Annotated in this window: 20 protein-coding genes; 10 read left to right on the forward strand and 10 right to left on the reverse strand. The window is 62.6% G+C overall.

The genetic code is table 11. The annotated features are described in order from the left end of the window. Positions 1-273: 273 nt before the first annotated feature. The gene (folD, locus tag IF690_RS19280; RefSeq protein WP_202696958.1) at positions 274-1,128 is read left to right on the forward strand and encodes a bifunctional methylenetetrahydrofolate dehydrogenase/methenyltetrahydrofolate cyclohydrolase FolD; all 855 of its coding nucleotides are present in this window, start codon (positions 274-276) and stop codon (positions 1,126-1,128) included. 282 nt (positions 1,129-1,410) lie between these two features. Next, positions 1,411-2,349: a D-alanyl-D-alanine endopeptidase gene (gene pbpG, locus IF690_RS19285; RefSeq protein ID WP_202696959.1), complete on the forward strand. Its 939-nt coding sequence runs from the start codon at positions 1,411-1,413 to the stop codon at positions 2,347-2,349. A gap of 91 nt (positions 2,350-2,440) precedes the next feature. On the opposite strand, the gene IF690_RS19290 is transcribed toward pbpG, so the two are convergent. Beyond that, positions 2,441-3,115, reverse strand: coding sequence for a PA2778 family cysteine peptidase (locus tag IF690_RS19290; protein ID WP_202696960.1), 675 nt, complete (start codon positions 3,113-3,115; stop codon positions 2,441-2,443). 222 nt (positions 3,116-3,337) lie between these two features. On the opposite strand from IF690_RS19290, the gene IF690_RS19295 reads away from it, so the two are divergent. Then, on the forward strand, positions 3,338-3,505 hold the full coding sequence (locus IF690_RS19295) for a hypothetical protein (RefSeq protein WP_009049855.1): 168 nt from the start codon (positions 3,338-3,340) through the stop codon (positions 3,503-3,505). 79 nt (positions 3,506-3,584) lie between these two features. Here IF690_RS19295 and IF690_RS19300 read toward each other — a convergent pair whose 3' ends face one another. Together IF690_RS19300 and IF690_RS19305 are read right to left on the reverse strand one after the other, a co-directional pair. Next, positions 3,585-4,346: a TerC family protein gene (locus IF690_RS19300; RefSeq protein WP_202696961.1), complete on the reverse strand. Its 762-nt coding sequence runs from the start codon at positions 4,344-4,346 to the stop codon at positions 3,585-3,587. A gap of 32 nt (positions 4,347-4,378) precedes the next feature. Beyond that, positions 4,379-4,627 (reverse strand): hypothetical protein, encoded by a 249-nt coding sequence (locus IF690_RS19305; RefSeq protein WP_202696962.1) that lies wholly within the window; start codon positions 4,625-4,627, stop codon positions 4,379-4,381. A 135-nt stretch (positions 4,628-4,762) separates the two neighbouring features. Here IF690_RS19305 and nhaR point away from each other — a divergent pair, with 135 nt between their 5' ends. After that, positions 4,763-5,668: a transcriptional activator NhaR gene (nhaR, locus tag IF690_RS19310; protein WP_007927225.1), complete on the forward strand. Its 906-nt coding sequence runs from the start codon at positions 4,763-4,765 to the stop codon at positions 5,666-5,668. Positions 5,669-5,674: 6 nt separating this feature from the next. Here the strand turns inward: nhaR and IF690_RS19315 are convergent, their stop codons facing one another. After that, positions 5,675-6,829, reverse strand: a complete 1,155-nt coding sequence (locus IF690_RS19315) for an MFS transporter (protein ID WP_202696963.1) — start codon at positions 6,827-6,829, stop codon at positions 5,675-5,677. A 284-nt stretch (positions 6,830-7,113) separates the two neighbouring features. Here IF690_RS19315 and sstT point away from each other — a divergent pair, with 284 nt between their 5' ends. After that, positions 7,114-8,346, forward strand: a complete 1,233-nt coding sequence (gene sstT / locus IF690_RS19320) for a serine/threonine transporter SstT (RefSeq protein WP_202696964.1) — start codon at positions 7,114-7,116, stop codon at positions 8,344-8,346. A 99-nt stretch (positions 8,347-8,445) separates the two neighbouring features. Here sstT and IF690_RS19325 read toward each other — a convergent pair whose 3' ends face one another. After that, positions 8,446-8,955 carry a DUF1993 domain-containing protein gene (locus IF690_RS19325; RefSeq protein ID WP_202696965.1) on the reverse strand — a complete coding sequence of 170 codons (510 nt, stop codon included), beginning with the start codon at positions 8,953-8,955 and terminating at the stop codon, positions 8,446-8,448. Positions 8,956-9,093: 138 nt separating this feature from the next. Here IF690_RS19325 and IF690_RS19330 point away from each other — a divergent pair, with 138 nt between their 5' ends. Continuing rightward, a complete protein-coding gene (locus tag IF690_RS19330) occupies positions 9,094-9,744 on the forward strand; it encodes a YceH family protein (protein ID WP_202696966.1) in 651 nt (216 codons plus the stop codon). 74 nt (positions 9,745-9,818) lie between these two features. Here IF690_RS19330 and IF690_RS19335 read toward each other — a convergent pair whose 3' ends face one another. Both IF690_RS19335 and IF690_RS19340 read right to left on the reverse strand, forming a co-directional pair. Beyond that, positions 9,819-10,337: a cupin domain-containing protein gene (locus IF690_RS19335; RefSeq protein WP_202696967.1), complete on the reverse strand. Its 519-nt coding sequence runs from the start codon at positions 10,335-10,337 to the stop codon at positions 9,819-9,821. A 108-nt stretch (positions 10,338-10,445) separates the two neighbouring features. Beyond that, positions 10,446-11,264, reverse strand: coding sequence for a shikimate 5-dehydrogenase (locus IF690_RS19340; RefSeq protein ID WP_202696968.1), 819 nt, complete (start codon positions 11,262-11,264; stop codon positions 10,446-10,448). 253 nt (positions 11,265-11,517) lie between these two features. Between IF690_RS19340 and IF690_RS19345 the strand changes: the two genes are divergently transcribed. The 3 genes from IF690_RS19345 (at position 11,518) to IF690_RS19355 (ending at position 12,601) form a co-directional block, all read left to right on the forward strand. Further along, complete coding sequence (locus IF690_RS19345) at positions 11,518-11,871, forward strand: hypothetical protein (protein ID WP_202696969.1); 354 nt, start codon at positions 11,518-11,520, stop codon at positions 11,869-11,871. A 245-nt stretch (positions 11,872-12,116) separates the two neighbouring features. After that, entirely contained in the window at positions 12,117-12,311 is a 195-nt protein-coding gene (locus tag IF690_RS19350; RefSeq protein WP_007927235.1) for a hypothetical protein, read from the forward strand. Between the two features lie 107 nt (positions 12,312-12,418). Next, the gene (locus IF690_RS19355) at positions 12,419-12,601 is read left to right on the forward strand and encodes a hypothetical protein (RefSeq protein ID WP_007927236.1); all 183 of its coding nucleotides are present in this window, start codon (positions 12,419-12,421) and stop codon (positions 12,599-12,601) included. Here the strand turns inward: IF690_RS19355 and IF690_RS19360 are convergent. Further along, positions 12,598-13,659, reverse strand: a complete 1,062-nt coding sequence (locus IF690_RS19360) for an AI-2E family transporter (protein ID WP_202696970.1) — start codon at positions 13,657-13,659, stop codon at positions 12,598-12,600. The two genes, IF690_RS19355 and IF690_RS19360, sit on opposite strands and share 4 nt — an antisense overlap. Before the next feature lie 164 nt (positions 13,660-13,823). Here IF690_RS19360 and trhP point away from each other — a divergent pair, with 164 nt between their 5' ends. After that, positions 13,824-15,161: a prephenate-dependent tRNA uridine(34) hydroxylase TrhP gene (gene trhP / locus IF690_RS19365; RefSeq protein WP_202696971.1), complete on the forward strand. Its 1,338-nt coding sequence runs from the start codon at positions 13,824-13,826 to the stop codon at positions 15,159-15,161. A gap of 114 nt (positions 15,162-15,275) precedes the next feature. Here the strand turns inward: trhP and ctpM are convergent, their stop codons facing one another. Beyond that, the gene (gene ctpM, locus IF690_RS19370; RefSeq protein WP_202696972.1) at positions 15,276-16,955 is read right to left on the reverse strand and encodes a methyl-accepting chemotaxis protein CtpM; all 1,680 of its coding nucleotides are present in this window, start codon (positions 16,953-16,955) and stop codon (positions 15,276-15,278) included. A 183-nt stretch (positions 16,956-17,138) separates the two neighbouring features. After that, on the reverse strand, positions 17,139-18,455 hold the full coding sequence (locus tag IF690_RS19375) for a Na+/H+ antiporter family protein (RefSeq protein ID WP_202701633.1): 1,317 nt from the start codon (positions 18,453-18,455) through the stop codon (positions 17,139-17,141). Positions 18,456-19,211 lie beyond the last annotated feature (756 nt).

Below are 19,211 nucleotides of genomic sequence, written 5' to 3' on the forward strand. Positions count from 1 at the left end.
ATCTGTATTCTTTAATGATTACAAACTAAGTGCTTTCAGTCGTTACGAGTTAAACATCAACTCTGCCCGACCTTCTTAACCAGTGCTAGGCTGTGCCCGACAAGTGCGACGAATGTTATAGACGAGCCGTTAGGTCGTCAACTCTTTTTTGAAAAAAATTCATTTAATTAAAGGAGTTAGGGGAATTTGCTGACCAAGCGCCTTTGCCCTCACGTCCTGGCATGCGAGAATGCCCCCTCTTTTTCTCTCCCTCTCGATGGTTAATCACGCGTCATGACTGCACAACTAATCGACGGCAAAGCGATCGCCGCTAGCCTGCGCCAGCAGATCGCCAAACGTGTCGCCGAGCGTCGCCAGCAAGGCCTGCGTACTCCAGGCCTCGCGGTGATCCTGGTCGGCAGCGACCCGGCCTCTCAGGTTTATGTCTCGCACAAGCGTAAAGACTGCGAAGAGGTCGGCTTTCTTTCACAAGCCTATGACTTGCCTACAGGCACCACTCAAGAAGAACTGGCCGGCCTGATCGACCGCCTCAACGATGACCCGAACATCGATGGCGTCCTGCTGCAGCTGCCACTGCCCGAACACCTCGATGCCTCCAAGCTGTTGGAGCGCATCCGCCCGGATAAAGACGTGGATGGTTTCCATCCTTATAACGTCGGCCGCCTGGCCCAGCGCATCCCTCTGCTGCGTCCATGCACGCCGAAAGGCATCATGACCCTGCTGGAAAGCACCGGTGCCGATCTGTACGGCATGGATGCAGTGGTCGTCGGCGCATCCAACATTGTTGGGCGTCCGATGGCAATGGAGCTGCTACTGGCCGGCTGCACCGTTACCGTCACCCACCGCTTCACCAAGGATCTGGCCGGCCACGTCGGGCGTGCCGACCTGGTGGTCGTGGCCGCCGGCAAGCCAGGCCTGGTCAAGGGTGAGTGGATCAAGGAAGGCGCCATCGTCATCGACGTCGGCATCAACCGCCAGGAAGACGGCAAGCTGGTGGGCGACGTGGTCTACGAGACCGCCCTGCCCCGCGCTAGCTGGATCACTCCGGTACCGGGCGGCGTCGGCCCGATGACGCGTGCCTGCCTGCTGGAAAACACCTTGTATGCGGCAGAAACACTGCACGACTGACGCCAGGAAATAGCCCGAAACAAAGAACCCCGCCACTGGCGGGGTTCTTTGTTTCCGCTCGCCGCAACGCTGAAGCGAACACCCTCCGCTTGCAGTGACGATCCACTCATCAGAATGGGGGGATCGAACTGACACAAAACTGATACAGGATGAAATTTAATTTACCTGAAGCCCTTTACCTGCGGGCGTGTAGCTCTTTCCTGGCACATACTCATAAAATGTAACGTTTTTCTGAAAGCAGCCCGTTGCAGAACGGCATATCCACTTCATGAGTCCGCCCGCGTGAAAATCCGTCTTTCTATTCTGAGCCTATTTTTTGCATTTACAGGCACCCTTATCACGCAGAGCGCCGTCGCTCGCGAAACCACCGAAGCGCCGCGCGATCCCTCCCAACTGCATATTGCCTCCGGCAGCGCCCTGCTGCTGGACCTGCAGACCAACAAGGTCATCTATTCCAGCAATCCCGACGTGGTCGTGCCCATCGCGTCGGTGACCAAGCTGATGACCGGCCTGATCGTACTCGACGCCAAACAACCGCTGGATGAGTACATTTCCGTGGACATCAGCAACACCCCGGAAATGAAAGGCGTGTTTTCCCGGGTCAAGCTCAAGAGCGAGCTGCCGCGCAAGGAGATGCTGCTGATCGCCCTGATGTCGTCGGAAAACCGTGCCGCCGCCAGCCTCGCCCACCACTACCCGGGCGGGTACGCAGCCTTTATTGCCGCCATGAACGCCAAGGCCAAGGCACTGGGCATGACCAGCACGCACTATGTCGAGCCGACCGGCCTGTCGGTCCATAACGTGTCCACCGCCCGCGACCTGAGCAAACTGTTGCTGGCGGCGCGCAAATACCCGCTGCTGAGCGAGCTGAGCACCACCAAGGAAAAGACCGTGGCGTTCCGCAAACCCAACTACACCCTGGGCTTTCGCAACACCGATCACCTGGTCAACAGGCCCAACTGGGACATCAAGCTGACCAAGACCGGCTTTACCGATGAAGCAGGCCACTGCCTGGTACTGGTGACCAGCATGAGCAACCGCCCGGTCGCCCTGGTGATTCTCGACGCCTTTGGCAAATACACGCACTTCGCCGATGCCAGCCGCATCCGCCAGTGGCTGGAAACCGGCAAAAGCAGCTCGGTACCAGGTGCCGCCTTGAGCTACAAGGCCAGCAAAAACCTGAAAAGTCGTCAGAACGGCGTCGCCCAGACCGCCGAATAGAACCGGGCAGACACAAAAAGGGCTGCAGATCCGTCGATCGCAGCCCTGTTCAAAGACGGCGCCCCAGGGCGCCGTCAGCGTTTCTGCAACCTCAGTTGGCGCTCAACGCCTTGGTCGCCCGCGCTGCCGCGTTCTCCTGCCCGGCCCGAGCCAACTCGTCGGCCGCCTTCAACCAACGCTGGCGATCGACCTGGGCGGGTACCTGGGTCGGCCCCTGAATCAGCACCGCCCAGCGCCCCGCACTGCTCCAGGCCGATTCGAACTTGGCAAAGTCCATCAATAGGCGACGATTCATTCCCGCTCGCAGCAACACCGTCTGCTTGTGCCGGTTATAGCCCGCCAGCACGGCATAGCGAGGTTCGGCCCAGAACGCCGAGCCTTCGGTGTAACGCACCATCACCGGGTATCCCGCCGCAACCTGGGTCAGCAACGCCGTCAGATTGTCATCCAGCGGATAGACCACCATCCCGTACTCACGCGCCAGGGTCAGCATGTTCTGCTGCAACTTCGCCTCGGCGCCTGGCAGGTGCAGCGGCTTGTCCAGCAGACCTGGAGTGATCGCGATGCCTTGCTGGGACAGCATGCTGGCCAGGGTGCCCGGGCCGCTCTGATAGGTTTCGCCGCGGAAAAACGCCACGCCGTTGAGTTCCACCCGCTCGGGCAGACGCTGAATCTCCGGCTGCATGCTGCTGGCGCAACCGGCCAGCGTCAGGGCGCAGGCGCCCGCCAACAACAGTGTTCGAAATCGCAGAAACATCCGTTCCATCATGACTCTCTTGTGCAAACGCCAAGCCAGGAGCCCCGGCCGAAACGCTGATCATAGGACGCCGCGATGCAGGGGTATAGCGTCAAGCCGCAGTAATTTGCACCCCATAGAGCAAACAGTTTGATGACACTCGACTATTGGTCAATGGCTTGAAACACATCCGCGACTAGACTGTCCATTGCAACGAGTGTGCGCCCCGGACAGGGCAAAAAGGAGGCATGTATGAGCCTGACAACGACAATCCTGATGCTGATCGGCGGCTGGTTGGCCGTCGCCGCTGCCATGCTCTGGGGCGTCCTGCGGATCGCTCGCCGACACCATCATCCGCGTTTGCCGACTCCCGCCGCGAAAACCGCAAAACCGGCCCGGCATCATGCCACCGCGCACTGACTGGCGTCTTTTCTCCTACCCAATAAAAAACGGCGGCCTGTGTCCTTGAACACAGGCCGCCGTCGATTGTTGCCGCGAATCAGGCTTCGACTTCCGCCTCCGCCGCCACCCGCTTCTGCCGGGCGCGACGGGCCAACATGTTCAGCCCCTCGATAGCCGCCGAGAAGGCCATGGCCGCGTACACATAACCTTTTGGCACATGGGCACCGAAACCTTCGGCGATCAGCGTCATGCCGATCATGATCAGGAAGCCCAGGGCCAGCATGACCACCGTCGGGTTGTCATTGATGAACTTGGCCAGAGGCTCGGCCGCCAGCAGCATCACCAGCACCGACACCACTACCGCGATGATCATGATCGGCAAGTGCTCGGTCATGCCGACGGCGGTGATGATGCTGTCGATGGAGAACACCATGTCCAGCATCAGGATCTGGCCGATCGCCGCGGCAAAGCCCAGGGACACGCCGGCGGTCTCGCTTTTTGCATCCTGCGGTTCCGGGTCCATGCTGTGATGGATTTCCGTGGTGGCCTTCCACAGCAGGAACAGGCCGCCGGCAATCAGGATCATGTCCTTCCAGGAGAAGACCTGGCCGAAGACATCGATCACCGGCTCGGTCAATTGCACGATGAAGGCGATGGTGCTGAGCAGTGCCAGACGCAGGATCAGGGCCATGCCGATACCAATCCGACGAGCCTTGGCCCGGTGCTGTTCGGGCAGCTTGTTGGTCAGGATCGAAATGAAGATCAGGTTATCGATGCCGAGCACGATTTCCATGACCACCAGGGTTGCCAGGGCGACCCAGGCGGTGGGGCTGGCGGCGAGTTGTAAAAGGTATTCCATGGCTCAGTCCTGAGTCGGGGGGTATGGGGGAATCAGATTTCCTGGGACGACGAGGTGGCTGCTTTGGCCTCGTCCGCCGGCTTTTCCTGCTTGCCGATCAAGCCTTGGGTCGCGTCGCTGATCGCTTGTTCGGCAGCCTTGTGCGTGTCATCGATCGCCTGCTTGGCGTTTTCCGCGGCCTTGCCCAATAGCTGCTGCGCGCTTTTTTCCGCCTGCTCGCAACCGGCAAGGGTGATCAACGACAACGCCAGCAACGATGCGGCGATGGTTTTATAGGTCATTGCGCTTTCCTCGTTAGAACGGACCGGGCCGAGATGATGGCCCGTCAATAGCGAGGCATTCTATGGAGAGTGACACTTCAGGAAAATTCGTATTTTTAACAGCTATACTTCGATTTTTACGAACAAAAGCCAGTCATGCTCAATTACCGTCAACTGCACTATTTCTGGGTCGTCGCCAAGACCGGCAGCATCGTCCGGGCCTGCGAGCAACTGAACCTGACCCCGCAAACCATCAGCGGCCAGATCACCCTGCTCGAGCAGACCTACGGCATCGAGTTGTTTCGCCGGGTCGGCCGGCAACTGGAGTTGACCGAAGCCGGGCGCCAGACCCTGCCCTACGCCGAGCAGATGTTCCAGCTGGGCGGAGAACTGGAAGCCATGCTCCAGGCCCAGCCCAACGAGCAGCAGATCCTGTTCCGGGTCGGCGTGGCCGATGTGGTGCCCAAATCGATCGTCTACCGCCTGATCGCCCCGACCATGGAACTGAACGAACCGATCCGCATCACCTGCCGCGAGGACAAGCTCGAACGCCTGCTGGCCGACCTGGCCATCCAGCGTCTGGACCTGGTGATCTCCGACAGCCCCATGCCCTCGCACCTGGACATCAAGGGCTACAGCCAGAAACTCGGCGAATGCGGCATCAGCTTTTTCGCCACCGAGGAACTGGCCGAGCGCTATGGAACGAACTTTCCCCATAGCCTGCATGGCGCTCCGCTGCTGATTCCCGGACAGGAAACCGTGGTGCGCAGCCGCCTGCTGCGCTGGCTGGCCGAGCAGCAGATACAACCCAGGATCATCGGTGAGTTCGACGACAGCGCCTTGATGCAGGCATTCGGCCAGTCAGGCAGCGGGATCTTTATCAGCCCCAGCGTGATCGCCGACGAAGTGCGGCGCCAATACGGCGTGCAACTGATCGGCCAGACCGACGCGGTCAGCGAGTCGTTCTACGCCATTTCGGTCGAACGCAAGGTCAAGCACCCCGGCATCGTGGCGATTACCGAAGGCGCCCGCCGCGAGCTGTTCACCGCCATGGGAGCCTGAAGAGAATCAGGCGCAACTGGCCTGCGGCTTGAGGGTCATCAACAGCAGGGCCAGCAGGATCGACACCAGGATAAAACCGGCGGCGGCAAACCCCAGGCTGCCCAGCCCCAGGGTGTCGATTACCCGGCCGCCGACCATCGCGCCCAGGCCGATCCCCAGATTGGCCCCGGCGATGTTCAACGACGCGGCAAACGCCGGCGCCTGGGGCGCGGCCTTGATCAGGCGGACATGGCTGACCAGGAACAGCGCCGCCTGGGTCACGCCCCAGATACCCATGGCCGCGGCCAGGCCCAGCGGCGAGTGAATGCTCGGCACCAACGCCACCATGCCGCCGATCATCAAGGCGCAGAAGCCCATGGACGCCAGCAACGGATGACGGTCCACCGCACGGCCACCCAGCGAGTTGCCGATCAGCCCTACCGCGCCGAAGCCCATCAGGCACCAGCCGACCAACGTGCCGTTGAAGCCGGCCAGGCGCTCAAGGATGTCCGCCAGGTAGGTGTAGGCGGTGAACATGCCGCTGAACACCAGGATCGACAGCAGCACATGCCCCTGCATCAAGGGGCTGCGCAGGATGCCGAACTGCGCACGCAGGCTGGCCTGCTCGTTGTGCACGCGGGTCTGCGGCAGGTAGACATACAGCAGCAACGCCTTGGCAAAGGCCACCAGCGCCAGGATGCCGAACGCGCTGCGCCAACCGAAGGCATCGGAAATCAGCGTACCCACTGGAATGCCGAACACCGTGGCGCAAACGATACCGAAGCCGATCTTGGCGATGGCTCGCCCGGCATAATCGGGGCCGACGATATCCACCGCGGTTTCGCTGGCCAGGGCCCAGAACACCGGCAGCCCCAACGCTGGAATCAAGCGAGCCACCGCCATCACCCAGATATTCGGTGCCAGCGCCGCCAGGGTGTTGGCCAGGCCGAACATCACCAGCACCGAAATGAACAAGCGCTTGCGCTGGAAACGGGCGCAATAGGCCGTCAGGAACGGCCCGAATGCCGCCACGGTGAAGGCGAACAAGGTCACCAGCAGGCCGGCCTGCGGCACGCTGACCGCAAGATCCCGGGCAATCGAAGGCAGCAGGCCGACAATGATGAACTCCGTCGTCAGCACGGTAAAACCGGCGGCTGACAACAGCAGAATGGGCAACAGCATGGAAAACTCCGGAAACGACGACATCAGCGATGGCCTGGGGGCCCGCTGACTGGAGATGAGAAGAGGATGGCGAATCCTAACAGAATGTTTCCGCGCGTGTCCGGGGTAGCGGCAAAAAAACCGCAGGCTACTCTAGAGGGCTCAGGTGGCAGATCGTCACATCCGTGGGCGAACCCTGTGTGATAAAGTCCGCCCCCTGCCGCAACACCCCGTACCTCCAGCAACTCATCAGCACGGCGTCCCCCGTTGACGCACGGCATATTAAAAAAATCAGAGATACCGCTATGACTGCTTCGCCCCCGTCGCTCCTGGAAACACTCAAACGCACCAGCCTGGTCACGCAGATCGTCATCGGCCTGATCGCCGGTATCGCCCTGGCGCTGCTGGCCCCCGAACTGGCGAAATCCACCGCTTTTATCGGCAAGGTCTTTGTCTCGGCGCTGAAAGCCGTCGCGCCGATCCTGGTGTTCGTGCTGGTGATGGCCTCCATCGCCAACCACAAGCACGGCCAGGAAACCCATATCCGCCCGATCCTCTGGCTCTACCTGCTGGGCACTTTTGCCGCAGCGGTGGTCGCGGTGGTCGCCAGCAGCCTGTTCCCCTCCTCCCTGGTGCTGAGTACCCATGACGTCGCCATCTCCGCGCCCGGCGGCATCAGCGAAGTCCTGCAAAGCCTGCTGCTGAGCGTGGTGGACAACCCAGTCAGCGCGCTGATGAACGCCAACTTCATCGGCATCCTGGCCTGGGCCATCGGCATGGGCGTGGCCATCCGCCACGCAGCGCCCACCACCCGCGCCGTGCTGGACGACCTGTCCAATGGCGTGACCCTGATCGTCCGAGTGGTGATCCGTTTCGCCCCGCTGGGTATCTTCGGCCTGGTGGCCTCGACCCTGGCCACCTCGGGCTTCGGCGCCCTGCTCGGTTATGCGCACCTGCTGGCGGTGCTGATCGGCTGCATGCTGTTCGTCGCGCTGGTGATGAACCCGCTGATCGTGTTCTGGAAGATCCGCCGCAACCCGTTCCCGCTGGTGCTCATGTGCCTGCGCGAAAGCGGCATCACCGCGTTCTTCACCCGCAGTTCGGCGGCCAACATTCCGGTCAACCTGGAGCTGAGCAAGCGCCTGGGCCTGCATGAAGATACCTATTCGGTGTCGATCCCACTGGGGGCCACCATCAACATGGCCGGCGCCGCCATCACCATCACCGTGCTGACCCTGGCCGCCGTGCATACCCTGGGTATCGCCGTCGACCTGCCCACCGCCGTGCTGCTCAGCGTGGTCGCCGCCATCTGTGCCTGCGGTGCCTCCGGCGTCGCCGGCGGTTCGCTGCTGTTGATTCCGCTGGCCTGCAGCCTGTTCGGCATCCCCAGCGAGATTGCCATGCAGGTGGTCGCCGTCGGCTTCATCATCGGCGTGCTGCAGGACTCGGCGGAAACCGCGCTGAACTCCTCCACCGATGTGATCTTCACCGCCGCCGCGTGCATGGCCCAGGAAGAGAAGGTCCGCCAGGTCGCCTGAGACGGCACGAACAGCGCGCACTAAAAAGCCCGGCAAGGCTCCCACCTTGCCGGGCTTTTTCATGGGCTTGACACCCAGCTACATCAGAAGGCGGCTATTTCAGAAAGCGCCCATGTAGTCGCGCTTGCCGATTTCCACGCCGTTGTGGCGCAGGATCGCGTAGGTGGTGGTGACATGGAAGAAGAACTGCGGCAAACCGTAGGTCAGCAGGTAGGACTGGCCGCTGAAGCGCTTCTCTTTCGGGGTGCCCGGACGAGTAACGATCTCGATGCCTTCCTTGCCATCGATCTGCGCCGGCTGGATGCCGTCGATAAAGGCCAGGACCTTGGCCAGCAGCGCCTGCAGCTCGGCAAAGGTGGTTTCAGTGTCGTCGTACTTCGGCACTTCGACTTCGGCCAGGCGGGCGGAAACGCCCTTGGCGAAATCGACGGCGATCTGTACCTGGCGGGTCAGCGGGAACATGTCCGGGTACAGGCGGGCCTGCAGGAAGGCATTCGGGTCGATGTTCTTCGCCGTGGCGTGGGCTTCGGCCTTGTTCAGGACATCGCTCAGGGCGTTGAGCATTTGCTTGAAGACAGGAACGGAGGCGGCGTACAGGGAAATGGTCATGGCGATCTCGACAGGCTGACGGAAAAAAAGCGGAAATAAAGGTGGCGCGATTATAGACCTGCCTGAGCCTCGCCGGCGGCTTGTCTTTTATCCAGCAAGGATTAGGCTAGTCGCCTTCGACAGCATAGGGAAAGGGCGATGAGCATCGAGCAAGAAACCTCCAGCGAGCAATTGCAACTGACCAGCACCGAACTGCGCATTCTCGGGTCGCTGATCGAGAAGCAGGCAACCAGCCCGGAAACCTATCCGCTGACCCTCAATGCCCTGGTCATCGCCTGCAACCAGAAAACCAGCCGCGAACCGGTGATGAACCTCACCCAGGGCCAGGTCGGCCAGAGCCTGCGCGCCCTGGAAAACAGTGGATTCGCCCGCCTGGTGATGGGCAGCCGCGCCGACCGCTGGGAGCATCGCCTGGACAAGGCGCTGGAACTGGTGCCGGCGCAGGTGGCACTGGCCGGCCTGCTGTTCTTGCGTGGCCCACAGACGGTCAACGAGCTGCTGACCCGCAGCAGCCGCATGCACGACTTTGAAGACAGCGAACAGGTGGTGCATCAACTGGAGCGCCTGATCGCCCGCGGCCTGGCGTTGCTGATTCCGCGCCAGGCCGGCCAGCGCGAAGATCGCTACATGCATGCCCTGGGAGACCCGGCGGATATCGAGGCGATCCTCGCCGCCCGGCAGAACCCGGTGGAACGCAGTTCAGGCAGCGGCGTATCGGCGGAGCGCATCGAAGAGCTGGAAGCGCGCATCGCCGCCCTCGAAGAGCGCCTGGCGAAACTCGAAGGCTGATGCCCCCGCCCCTGCGGCAGCGCCTGGTAGCCGCTGCCGCAGTCGGTGCAATGTCTCGAAGGCCACAAAAGCCCCTACTCCCCGTCCCAGTAACCCACCCCGTCCGCATGCCGCGCCACGGCGACGAACCCCGAGGCATTGCCCTGATCGTCGATCTTGAAGTCCTTCATCACCACATATTTACCGGAATCCGGGTACTCGCAGATATCCGGCGCCTCCTGGGTGCTGATCGCCAGGTAGCGCAGCTCGCCCTGGCTGGTGTTGATGATCTGGTGCGCGGTGTCCATGTCGCCCGGCGGGCAGGCAATCACATCGCCGGCGCGGATGGCAAAACGCTCGGCGCCGAGGCGGATCTCGCCCTTGCCGGCCACGATGTAGAACATCTCTTCGTTGACGCGATGGTTATGGAAGGGGCTGGCGCGCATCCCCGGGCCCAGGGCAATCAGCCGGTAGCCGAGCTTCTGTGCGCCCAGTTGCTGGCCGATACGGGCGATGCGTTGGACATAACGGCCGGCGGTGTCGCCGGTGGGGGCCAGGGCTTCAGGCAGCGGCTGAAGGTCCGCCTGATCCAGATTGAGAATGGCAGGTGACATGACGGTCCTCGATCACGGTGGCGTGGAACAGGGGCAAGTCTTGGCTTGCTGGCGATCAGTATAGGCAGGGTTCCGCGCCCCACCGACCTGCCCCGTTCCACCCGCCGATCAGGCCCGGGCGAAGGCCACCGCCCGCTGGAATTGCTCGGTGCTGGGGCGCACGCCGGTGTACAGCACGAATTGCTCCAGGGCCTGGATGGCGATCACTTCCAGGCCGGTGATCACCTGCTTGCCCTCCATCCGGGCGCGCAGGATCAGCGGGGTTTCCGCCGGCACCGCCACCACGTCGAACACCGTGCGCGCGGCCTGGATCGCCTCGACCGGGAACGCCAGTTGGTCGGCCTCGGGCCCGCCACTCATGCCGATCGGAGTGACGTTGATCAGCATCTGCGGGCGCAACTCGCCCAGCTCCGCCTGCCAGGCATAGCCCAGGGAATCGGCGAGGGCCTGCCCGGCTTGTGCATCGCGGGCAACTATCACGCCATCGTGGTAGCCACCATCGCGCAAGGCACTGGCCACCGCCTTGGCCATGCCGCCGCTGCCGCGCAGGGCAAAGCGGGTGTCCTTGGGGATCCGGTGGCTGTCGAGCAACTGGGCGACGGCAATGTAATCGGTGTTGTAGGCCTTGAGGTGGCCGTTGGTATTGACGATGGTGTTGATCGACTGGATCGCGCTGGCCGAGGCGTCCAGTTCGTCCACCAGGGCAATGCAGGCCTCCTTGAACGGCATGGACACGCCACAGCCGCGAATGCCCAGGGCGCGGATCCCGCCGACGGCGCCCGGCAGGTCCTGGCTGCTGAACGCCTTGTAGTAGAAGTTCAAGCCCAGCTGTTCATACAAATGATTGTGAAAGCGCAAGCCGAAATTCCCCGGACGCCCTGACAGCGACATACACAACTGGGTGTCTTTGTTGGGGTTCATCTGCATGTTGATCTCCTTGGAACGCACTTTCGGATAGACGGGATTAGCCCGTCATCGGGTTCTGCCCGATCATATCGACAGTGCCTGAAAGACGGGCCTGCCGCCCATGGACGAGGGTAAAGAAGCCGGTACAGACCTTACACAAAATTTACCCGGCGGCTGTGCAGTTTTTCAGAAAAAAGCTGTCTTAGAAGTATCCCCGCGACAGTTCTCGCGTCTATTGCAGACCGAGCGCTGGGGTCGGAACCGAGGAATAGCCATGATGCGTAAAGTCCCCAAGATCGCCTTGCTCATTGGTGCACTTGCTGTCGCCGGTCAAGCGTCCGCCCACGGTGGCGGTGGTTGGGGTGGCCCGGCGGTAGTCGGTGCGGTGGTCGGCGCAGCGGTGGTGGGTTCGGTGATCGCCAGCCATAGCCGCCCGGTCTACGTGCAACAGCCGGTCTACGTTCAGCCGCAACCGGTCTACGCCGCGCCGCCGGTCTACTACCAGCCACAACCGGTGTACGTGGAAGGCCCGCCGGTCTATTACCGTCCGGCCCCGGTGTACTACGGCCCGCCTCGTGGCTATTACGGCCCGCCTCGCCACTACTATTACGGCCCTGGCCGTTGGTAAGCCAGACAGCCACCGACAGGCCCCGCTTTTGCAAGTGGGGCCTGTTGCGTTTGAAACAGCCCTGAAACGTCTGAATAAATCTTGCAGAGGTCGCAGCCGGAACAGCTTTTGCGATTCAATCCGGCAATAGTGTTGCCAAAGACAGCCCGTATGTACGAGCCCACGGCTGTCATATTTATGTCATGCCAGGTCCGCAAGATCGGATCTGTCCACAAAACAGCCCCATAACAACAAGGACGACGCCCATGCCGACACAGAACCCCCATCACTCCCCCACCCTGGGCACCGCGAGCAAGGTGTACAGCGCCCTGACCGAACTCAAGCACCTGGAAGGCCACCGCAGCGCCAAGTTCCTGGCCTTGCTGGCCGAGCACCTGGTGCGCAAGGGCCTGCTGCACGACCCGGAAGTGGTCTACATGCTCGATCAGGTCGTCGACTGAGCGGGTTGGCGCTTTTTCGCCGGTATCGATGTCCACTATCGAGCGCGGTGATTTTTCGTAGAACCTCTCGGTCCGTAAGGTAGCCCCATCGATTGATGGAGGTACTTATGCCCAAGGTTCAGATCATGTCCGTTATCGGTAGCGCCGTTCCCACCTCGCTCAGGGAGCTGGGGTTGCTGGCGTGTTGGTACCTGGTGCGCGACGGCGAGCCGGTCAGCGGCCCGCTCACTTCGCTGACCGCCGCCCAGGCCCTGTCGCAAAAGATCGAGCAGCGCGTCCTGCATGCCTAAGGCAACGGCAGCTGTGGCCGGGTATCGACGAACAGGTCCCAGCACGAGATGAACAGCGCGGCGATCAAGGGTCCGATGACAAAGCCGTTCAGGCCGAAGATCGCCAGGCCCCCCAGGGTCGAAATCAGAATCAGGTAATCCGGCATCCTGGTGTCCTTGCCCACCAGGATCGGGCGCAACACGTTGTCCACCAGGCCGATCACGAACACCCCGTACAAGCCCAGCAGCACGCCTTGCCAGATCGCCCCGCTGAACAGGAAATACAGGGCCACCGGCCCCCAGACGATCCCCGCTCCCACCGCTGGCAACAACGACAGCAAGGTCATCAGGACCGCCCACAGCAGCGGGCTGGGAATCTCCAGAAACCAGAAAATCAGCCCGCCCAGCAGCCCCTGGCTGACCGCCACCAGCACGTTGCCCTTCACCGTGGCCCGCACCACCCGATTGAACTTGAGCTGCAGCCGGCGCTTCTGGTAATCGGCCAACGGCACCGCGATGCGCACCTTGCGTACCAGTTCGGCGCCATCGCGCAAAAAGAAGAACAACAGGTACAGCATCACGAAAAAGCTCACCACGAACTTGAAGGTGCCCTGGCCGACGCTGAAAGCCTGGGTGGCGAAGAACTGGCTGCCTTGCAGCGCAGCCTTGACGATCTTCTCGCGCAAGCTCTCCAGCTCCCCCAGGCCGAAGCGGTCCAGCAGTTGCTGGAAGTACGGCGGCAGGCTGTGCTTGAACCGGTCCAGCTGACCGGCGATATCCAACTCGCCGCTTTCGATGCTTTGGTAGAGGTTGGCACCCTCCTGCACCAACAGGGTGCTGATGACGGCTACCGGCAGAATGGCGCACACCAGGCAGATGCTCAGGGTACAAAAGGCCGTCAGGTTGCGTGGCCAACCGAACTTGATTAGCAGGCGCCGTTGCAGCGGGTCGAACAGGATGCCGAGAATCACCGCCCAGAACACCGCGCCATAGAAGGGCAGCAGGATCCAGATGAAGGCGACGGTCACCAGGGTCAGCAGAAGCACCAGGCTTTTGTGTTGCATGAGGTTCTGGTTCATGTCCGCTCCCTGTCAATAAGGTCCAGGACGCCGCAAAGCACCTGAAACCTTAGTCCGCCGGCGTTCGCCCAAGTCCCCGTTTTATTCATCGAGCATAGATCCAGATCAATGAAGTCTGTTGGCCCAGGCCCTACCCTCGCGACCTTTTGCCATCGACAATCGCCATGACGCCCCTGACCCGCCCTGAACTGCTCGCCCCCGCCGGCACCCTGAAAAACATGCGCTATGCCTTCGCCTATGGCGCCGATGCGGTATACGCCGGCCAGCCGCGCTACAGCCTGCGGGTGCGCAACAACGAATTCGACCACGCCAACCTGGCCCTCGGCATTCGCGAGGCCCAGGCCCAGGGCAAGCGCTTCTACGTGGTGGTCAACATCGCCCCGCACAATGCCAAGCTCAAGACCTTCCTCAAGGACCTGGAGCCGGTGATCGCCATGGCCCCGGACGCACTGATCATGTCCGACCCCGGGCTGATCATGCTGGTACGCCGGCACTTCCCGCAGATGCCGATCCACCTGTCGGTGCAGGCCAATACAGTGAACTGGGCCAGCGTCGAGTTCTGGCAGCGACAGGGCTTGAGCCGGATCATCCTGTCCCGCGAGCTGTCCCTGGAAGAGATCGAGGAAATCCGCCAGCAGGTGCCTGGCATGGAACTCGAGGTATTCGTCCACGGCGCCCTGTGCATGGCCTACTCCGGGCGCTGCCTGCTGTCGGGCTACATGAACAAGCGCGATGCCAACCAGGGCACCTGCACCAATGCCTGCCGCTGGAAATACCAGGCCCAGGAGGCTACGCAGAACATCCTCGGCGAGATCGTCCAGCAGTTCCAGCCGGAGCCGACCCTGGGCCTGGGCGCGCCGACCGGGCAGGTGTTCCTGCTGCGCGAGGCCAATCGCCCGGACGAAGCGATGCCGGCCTTCGAGGACGAGCACGGCACCTACATCATGAACGCCAAGGACCTGCGCGCGGTGCAGCATGTCGAGCGCCTGACGCGCATGGGCGTGCACTCGTTGAAGATCGAGGGCCGCACCAAGTCGCACTTCTATTGCGCCCGTACCACCCAGGTCTATCGCCGGGCCATCGACGACGCGGTGGCTGGCCGCGAGTTCGACCGCAGCCTGATGAACGACCTGGAGTCCCTGGCCCAGCGTGGCTACACCGAAGGTTTCCTGCGCCGCCACGTGCACGACGAATACCAGAACTACCTGAACGGCAGCTCGGTATCGGAACGCCAGCAGTTCGTCGGCGAACTCACCGGCGAACGCCGGGACCGGCTGGCGGAAGTGAAGGTGAAGAACCGCTTTGCCCTGGGCGACCATATGGAACTGATGACCCCCAAGGGCAACTTCCACTTCGACCTGAACCAGTTGCAGAACGTGGGCGGCGAGCCGATCGAGGTCGCGCCGGGGGATGGGCATACGGTGTACCTGCCGATCCCGGACGCGGTGGATCTGCGTTTTGCCTTGCTGATGCGCGATGTGACGCCGAACAGCGCGGTGTGATCCTGATTGCGGTGGCGTCGCCGATGACACCATCGCGGGCAATCGAGCGTCGACCGGCCGCCCCTGCAGGATGTCGTTGTCCTCCGCAGGCGCGAGGTTGCCCGCAATGACTGCCTAGATACGGAACTGCCCCACCAGCTTGCCCAGGCGCTGGCCGAGGTCGGCCAGGCTGCGTGAGGTCTGGGCGCCGAGCTGGGTTTCGTCGGCGACGCTGTCCACCGCCACGGCAATCTGGTGCACGCTGCGGTTGATCTCTTCGGCCACCGCGGTCTGTTCTTCCGCGGCGCTGGCGATCTGCGCGTTCATCGAGTTGATGGTGCCGATCAGTTGCGCCATGGCATCCAGCGAAGCCCCCGCTTCGTTGGCCTGGTGCGAGGTGCCGTCGCCGGCGTCGCTGGAGCGGCGCATGGCCTCCACGGCGGTGCGCGTGCCCTGTTGCAGGCGGTCGATCATGCCCTGGATTTCCTGGGTGCTCTGCTGGGTACGGCTGGCCAGTGCCCTGACCTCGTCGGCCACCACCGCGAAGCCACGCCCGGCTTCACCGGCCCGCGCCGCCTCGATGGCCGCGTTGAGGGCCAGCAGGTTGGTCTGTTCGGCGATGGAACGGATCACGTCGAGCACACTGACAATCGACGCCACGTCTTTCTGCAGGCTGTCCAGGGAGGTGCCGCTGCTGCGGATATCGCTGACCAGCGCATGAATCTGCTGGATGCTGCCGTCTACCACGCGCTTGGCCGCCTGGCCTTCCTCGTCGGTCTGCTGCGCCGCCACCGCCGCGCCCTGGGCACTGCGCGCCACTTCCTGGGCCGCCGACGACATCTCATTGATCGCCGTGGCCACCTGATCGGTCTCGTGGCGCTGGCGTTCCATGGCTTGCTCGGAACGCTGGGCCTGTTCGGACACCTGGGTCACCAGGCCGGTGAGCTGGCCGGTCATCTCGGTGATCTGCCGCACCAGGCCGTGGATCTTGTCGACGAAGCGGTTGAAGGAGCCGGCCAGGTCGCCCAGCTCGTCCTGGCTGGTGATGGCCAGGCGGCGGGTCAGGTCGCCTTCGCCGGCGGCGATATCGTCGAGGTTGAGCTTCATCAGGTTCAGCGGTCGCAGGATGGTATTGGCCACCAGCATGCCGATGGCGGCGATCACCAGCAGCACCACCACGGCGATGCCGATGATGCTCAGGACCATGCCCTGCATACGCTGGTTGACGCTGGCTTCGACCTCGGCCACCTGGGCGTCGATGCCGTCCAGGTTCACCGAGGAACCGACGATCAGGTCCCACTTGGGCAGGTATTCGGTGTACCCCAGTTTCGGCACCAGCACGTCGCTGCCCGGCTGGGTCGAGCTGTACTGCACATAGTGCGTGCCATCCTTGCCGACCTTGACCAACTCGCGGTTGACGTACACGCCGTTGGGGTCGCGGTTGTCCTTGAAGCTCTTGCCGACGCCGTCCGGGCTGTTGCCCTTGAACAGGCGCACCGTCTCGGAGTCGTAGCCGAAGAAATAACCGTCCTTGCCGTAGGTGATGTTCGACAGCAGCTTCACCACCTCGGCGCGGGTCGCGGTATCGCCGGGCGCCGCCGCGTCGTAGAGCGGCTTGACGGTGCTCAGGGCCACCGCCACATAGCTCTGCAGTGTAGTCTTGGCCTCGCCGAGCAGGCGCTGCCGGGTCTCGTCCACCTCATTCTGCGCCTGCTCCTTGAGCATGACGACCGTGGTCAGGCTGATCACCAGCGCAAACAACAGCACCGGGAGGACCGCGAGGGACAGGACTTTGCCCTTCAGACTTAAGCGCATAGGAGGTTCACTCTTGATTTTGTTGGCGTGATACAGCCTTAACGGCACGCCGGAACAAAAGTTGAGCCGCGCGGGACGATGCGCTGAATCTGCGGCCACGCAGCGCCCTTGAGAATTTTCGCGAGCAAGCTCGCTCCTACAGATATCTGATGCCTCTGTAGCGAGCTTGCTCGCAATGCAGGCTCAGAGCACCATCGCCGCCACCCAGCCGAACGCCAGCAGCGGCAGGTTGTAGTGCAGGAAGGTCGGGACCACGGTGTCCCAGATGTGGTGGTGCTGGCCGTCGATATTCAGGCCGGAGGTCGGGCCCAGGGTCGAGTCCGAGGCCGGCGAGCCGGCGTCGCCCAGGGCGCCGGCGGTGCCGACGATGCAGACGATCGCCAGCGGGCTGAAGCCCAGTTGCACGCACAGCGGCACGAAGATGGTCGCCAGGATCGGCACGGTGGAGAACGACGAGCCGATGCCCATGGTCACCAACAGCCCCACCAGCAGCATCAACAAGGCGCCGACGCCCTTGCTGTGGCCAATCCAGCTGGCCGAGGCCTGCACCAGGCTCTGCACCTCGCCGGTGGCCTTCATCACTTCGGCGAAACCGGCGGCGGCGATCATGATGAAGCCGATCATCGCCATCATCTTCATGCCTTCGGTGAACAGGTCGTCGGTCTCGCGCCAGCGCACGATGCCCGACACCGAGAAGATCAGGAAGCCGGACAGCGCGCCGATAATCATCGAATCCAGCAACAGCTGGATGACAAAGGCCGCGACAATCGCCAGGCCCGCCACCAGCAGCGTGCGCGGGTTGTATTGCACCGTCACCTGCTCGACTTTCTCGATCAGCTGCAGGTCATACACGCGCTTCTTGCGGTAGCTGACAAAGGCCAGCAGCAGGCCGAAGACCATGCCCAGGGCCGGAATGCCCATGGCGTGGGTGACGTTGATGTTACTGATGTCCACACCGCTGCGGGCGACATTGGCCAGCAGGATCTCGTTGAGGAAAATGTTGCCGAACCCCACCGGCAGGAACATGTACGGGGTGATCAGGCCGAAGGTAATGACGCAGGCGATCAGCCGCCGGTCCAGTTGCAGTTTGCTCAGCACATACAACAGTGGCGGCACCAGCAACGGGATGAAGGCGATATGGATCGGCAGGATGTTCTGCGAAGCGATCGCCACCCCCCACAACAGGCCGATCAGCAGCCATTTGACGTTGCCGCCGCCATTGGCGTCCTGGCGGTCCACCAGCAGCAGGATCTTGTCCGCCAGGGCGTGGGCCAGGCCGGACTTGGCGATCGCCACCGCAAAGGCACCGAGCAAGGCGTAGGACAGGGCCACCGTCGCCCCACCGCCAAGGCCGTTGTTGAAGGCCTTGAGGGTCGCCTCGATGCCCAGGCCACCGGTCAACCCTCCCACCAGCGCGCCTACGATCAGCGCGATCACCACATGCACGCGGGACAGGCTGAGGACCAGCATGACGCCAACCGCGGCAATTACTGCATTAATCATCGTTACCTCACGGCACTGCGACGGGAAAACGCCGCAAAAGGAATGAGTCCGGCCAGAGGGCATGGCTGCCGCCGCCGGATTGAAAAAGGAGGGTCTTATTAGAGGGCGCGCACTTTGCAGCAGCGGGCAACGCTTGTCAAAACCCGCCCCCCTGCCAACACGTTTCCTGTAGCCGCTGGCGCAGCCTGCGATCCAGCGCAACGCGCTGGCCAGGGCGGACGCCGCGGTATGCCTGGTACTCCCGAGGCACCTGGAGTGGCGGCCGCTCCGCGCCCGAGCGCAGGCTACGCCAGCGGCTACAAGGGGCGAATCCGCAGCGAGCCAGCCCCCAGGGAAAATTCGAACGAGCGTTTAAAGAAGGCCGTTCTTCGGCCGATACGCTGCAAAGTCTCAGATAAATATCGAATAAGGACGCCTCCATGTCGCTCAGACAACTTTCCATCCAGTGGAAAATCACCTTGCTCGCCGGACTCTGCCTGGCCGGCATCGTGACCCTGCTGGTGGGGCTTTCGCTGTACCGCATGGAGCACAGCTCCGCACTGGTGAAGGCCTCCAGCATGGAGATGCTCAACGAAGCCGCCCAGGCCCGCATCGAGGCCCAGGGCGAGGTCCAGGCGCTGGGCATCCGCCAGCAATTCATGGACGCCTATCAATACGGCCACGGCTTCTCGCGCCAGGTGCTGTTCCTGCGCGAACAGGCCGAGAAGCGCTTCCTCGATGCCTTCGACCTGCGCGAGGACCTGACCCGCCAGG

It is taken from the genome of Pseudomonas sp. SK3(2021), from assembly GCF_016772375.1.
GTDB classification, from domain to species: Bacteria; Pseudomonadota; Gammaproteobacteria; order Pseudomonadales; family Pseudomonadaceae; genus Aquipseudomonas; species Aquipseudomonas chlororaphis_I.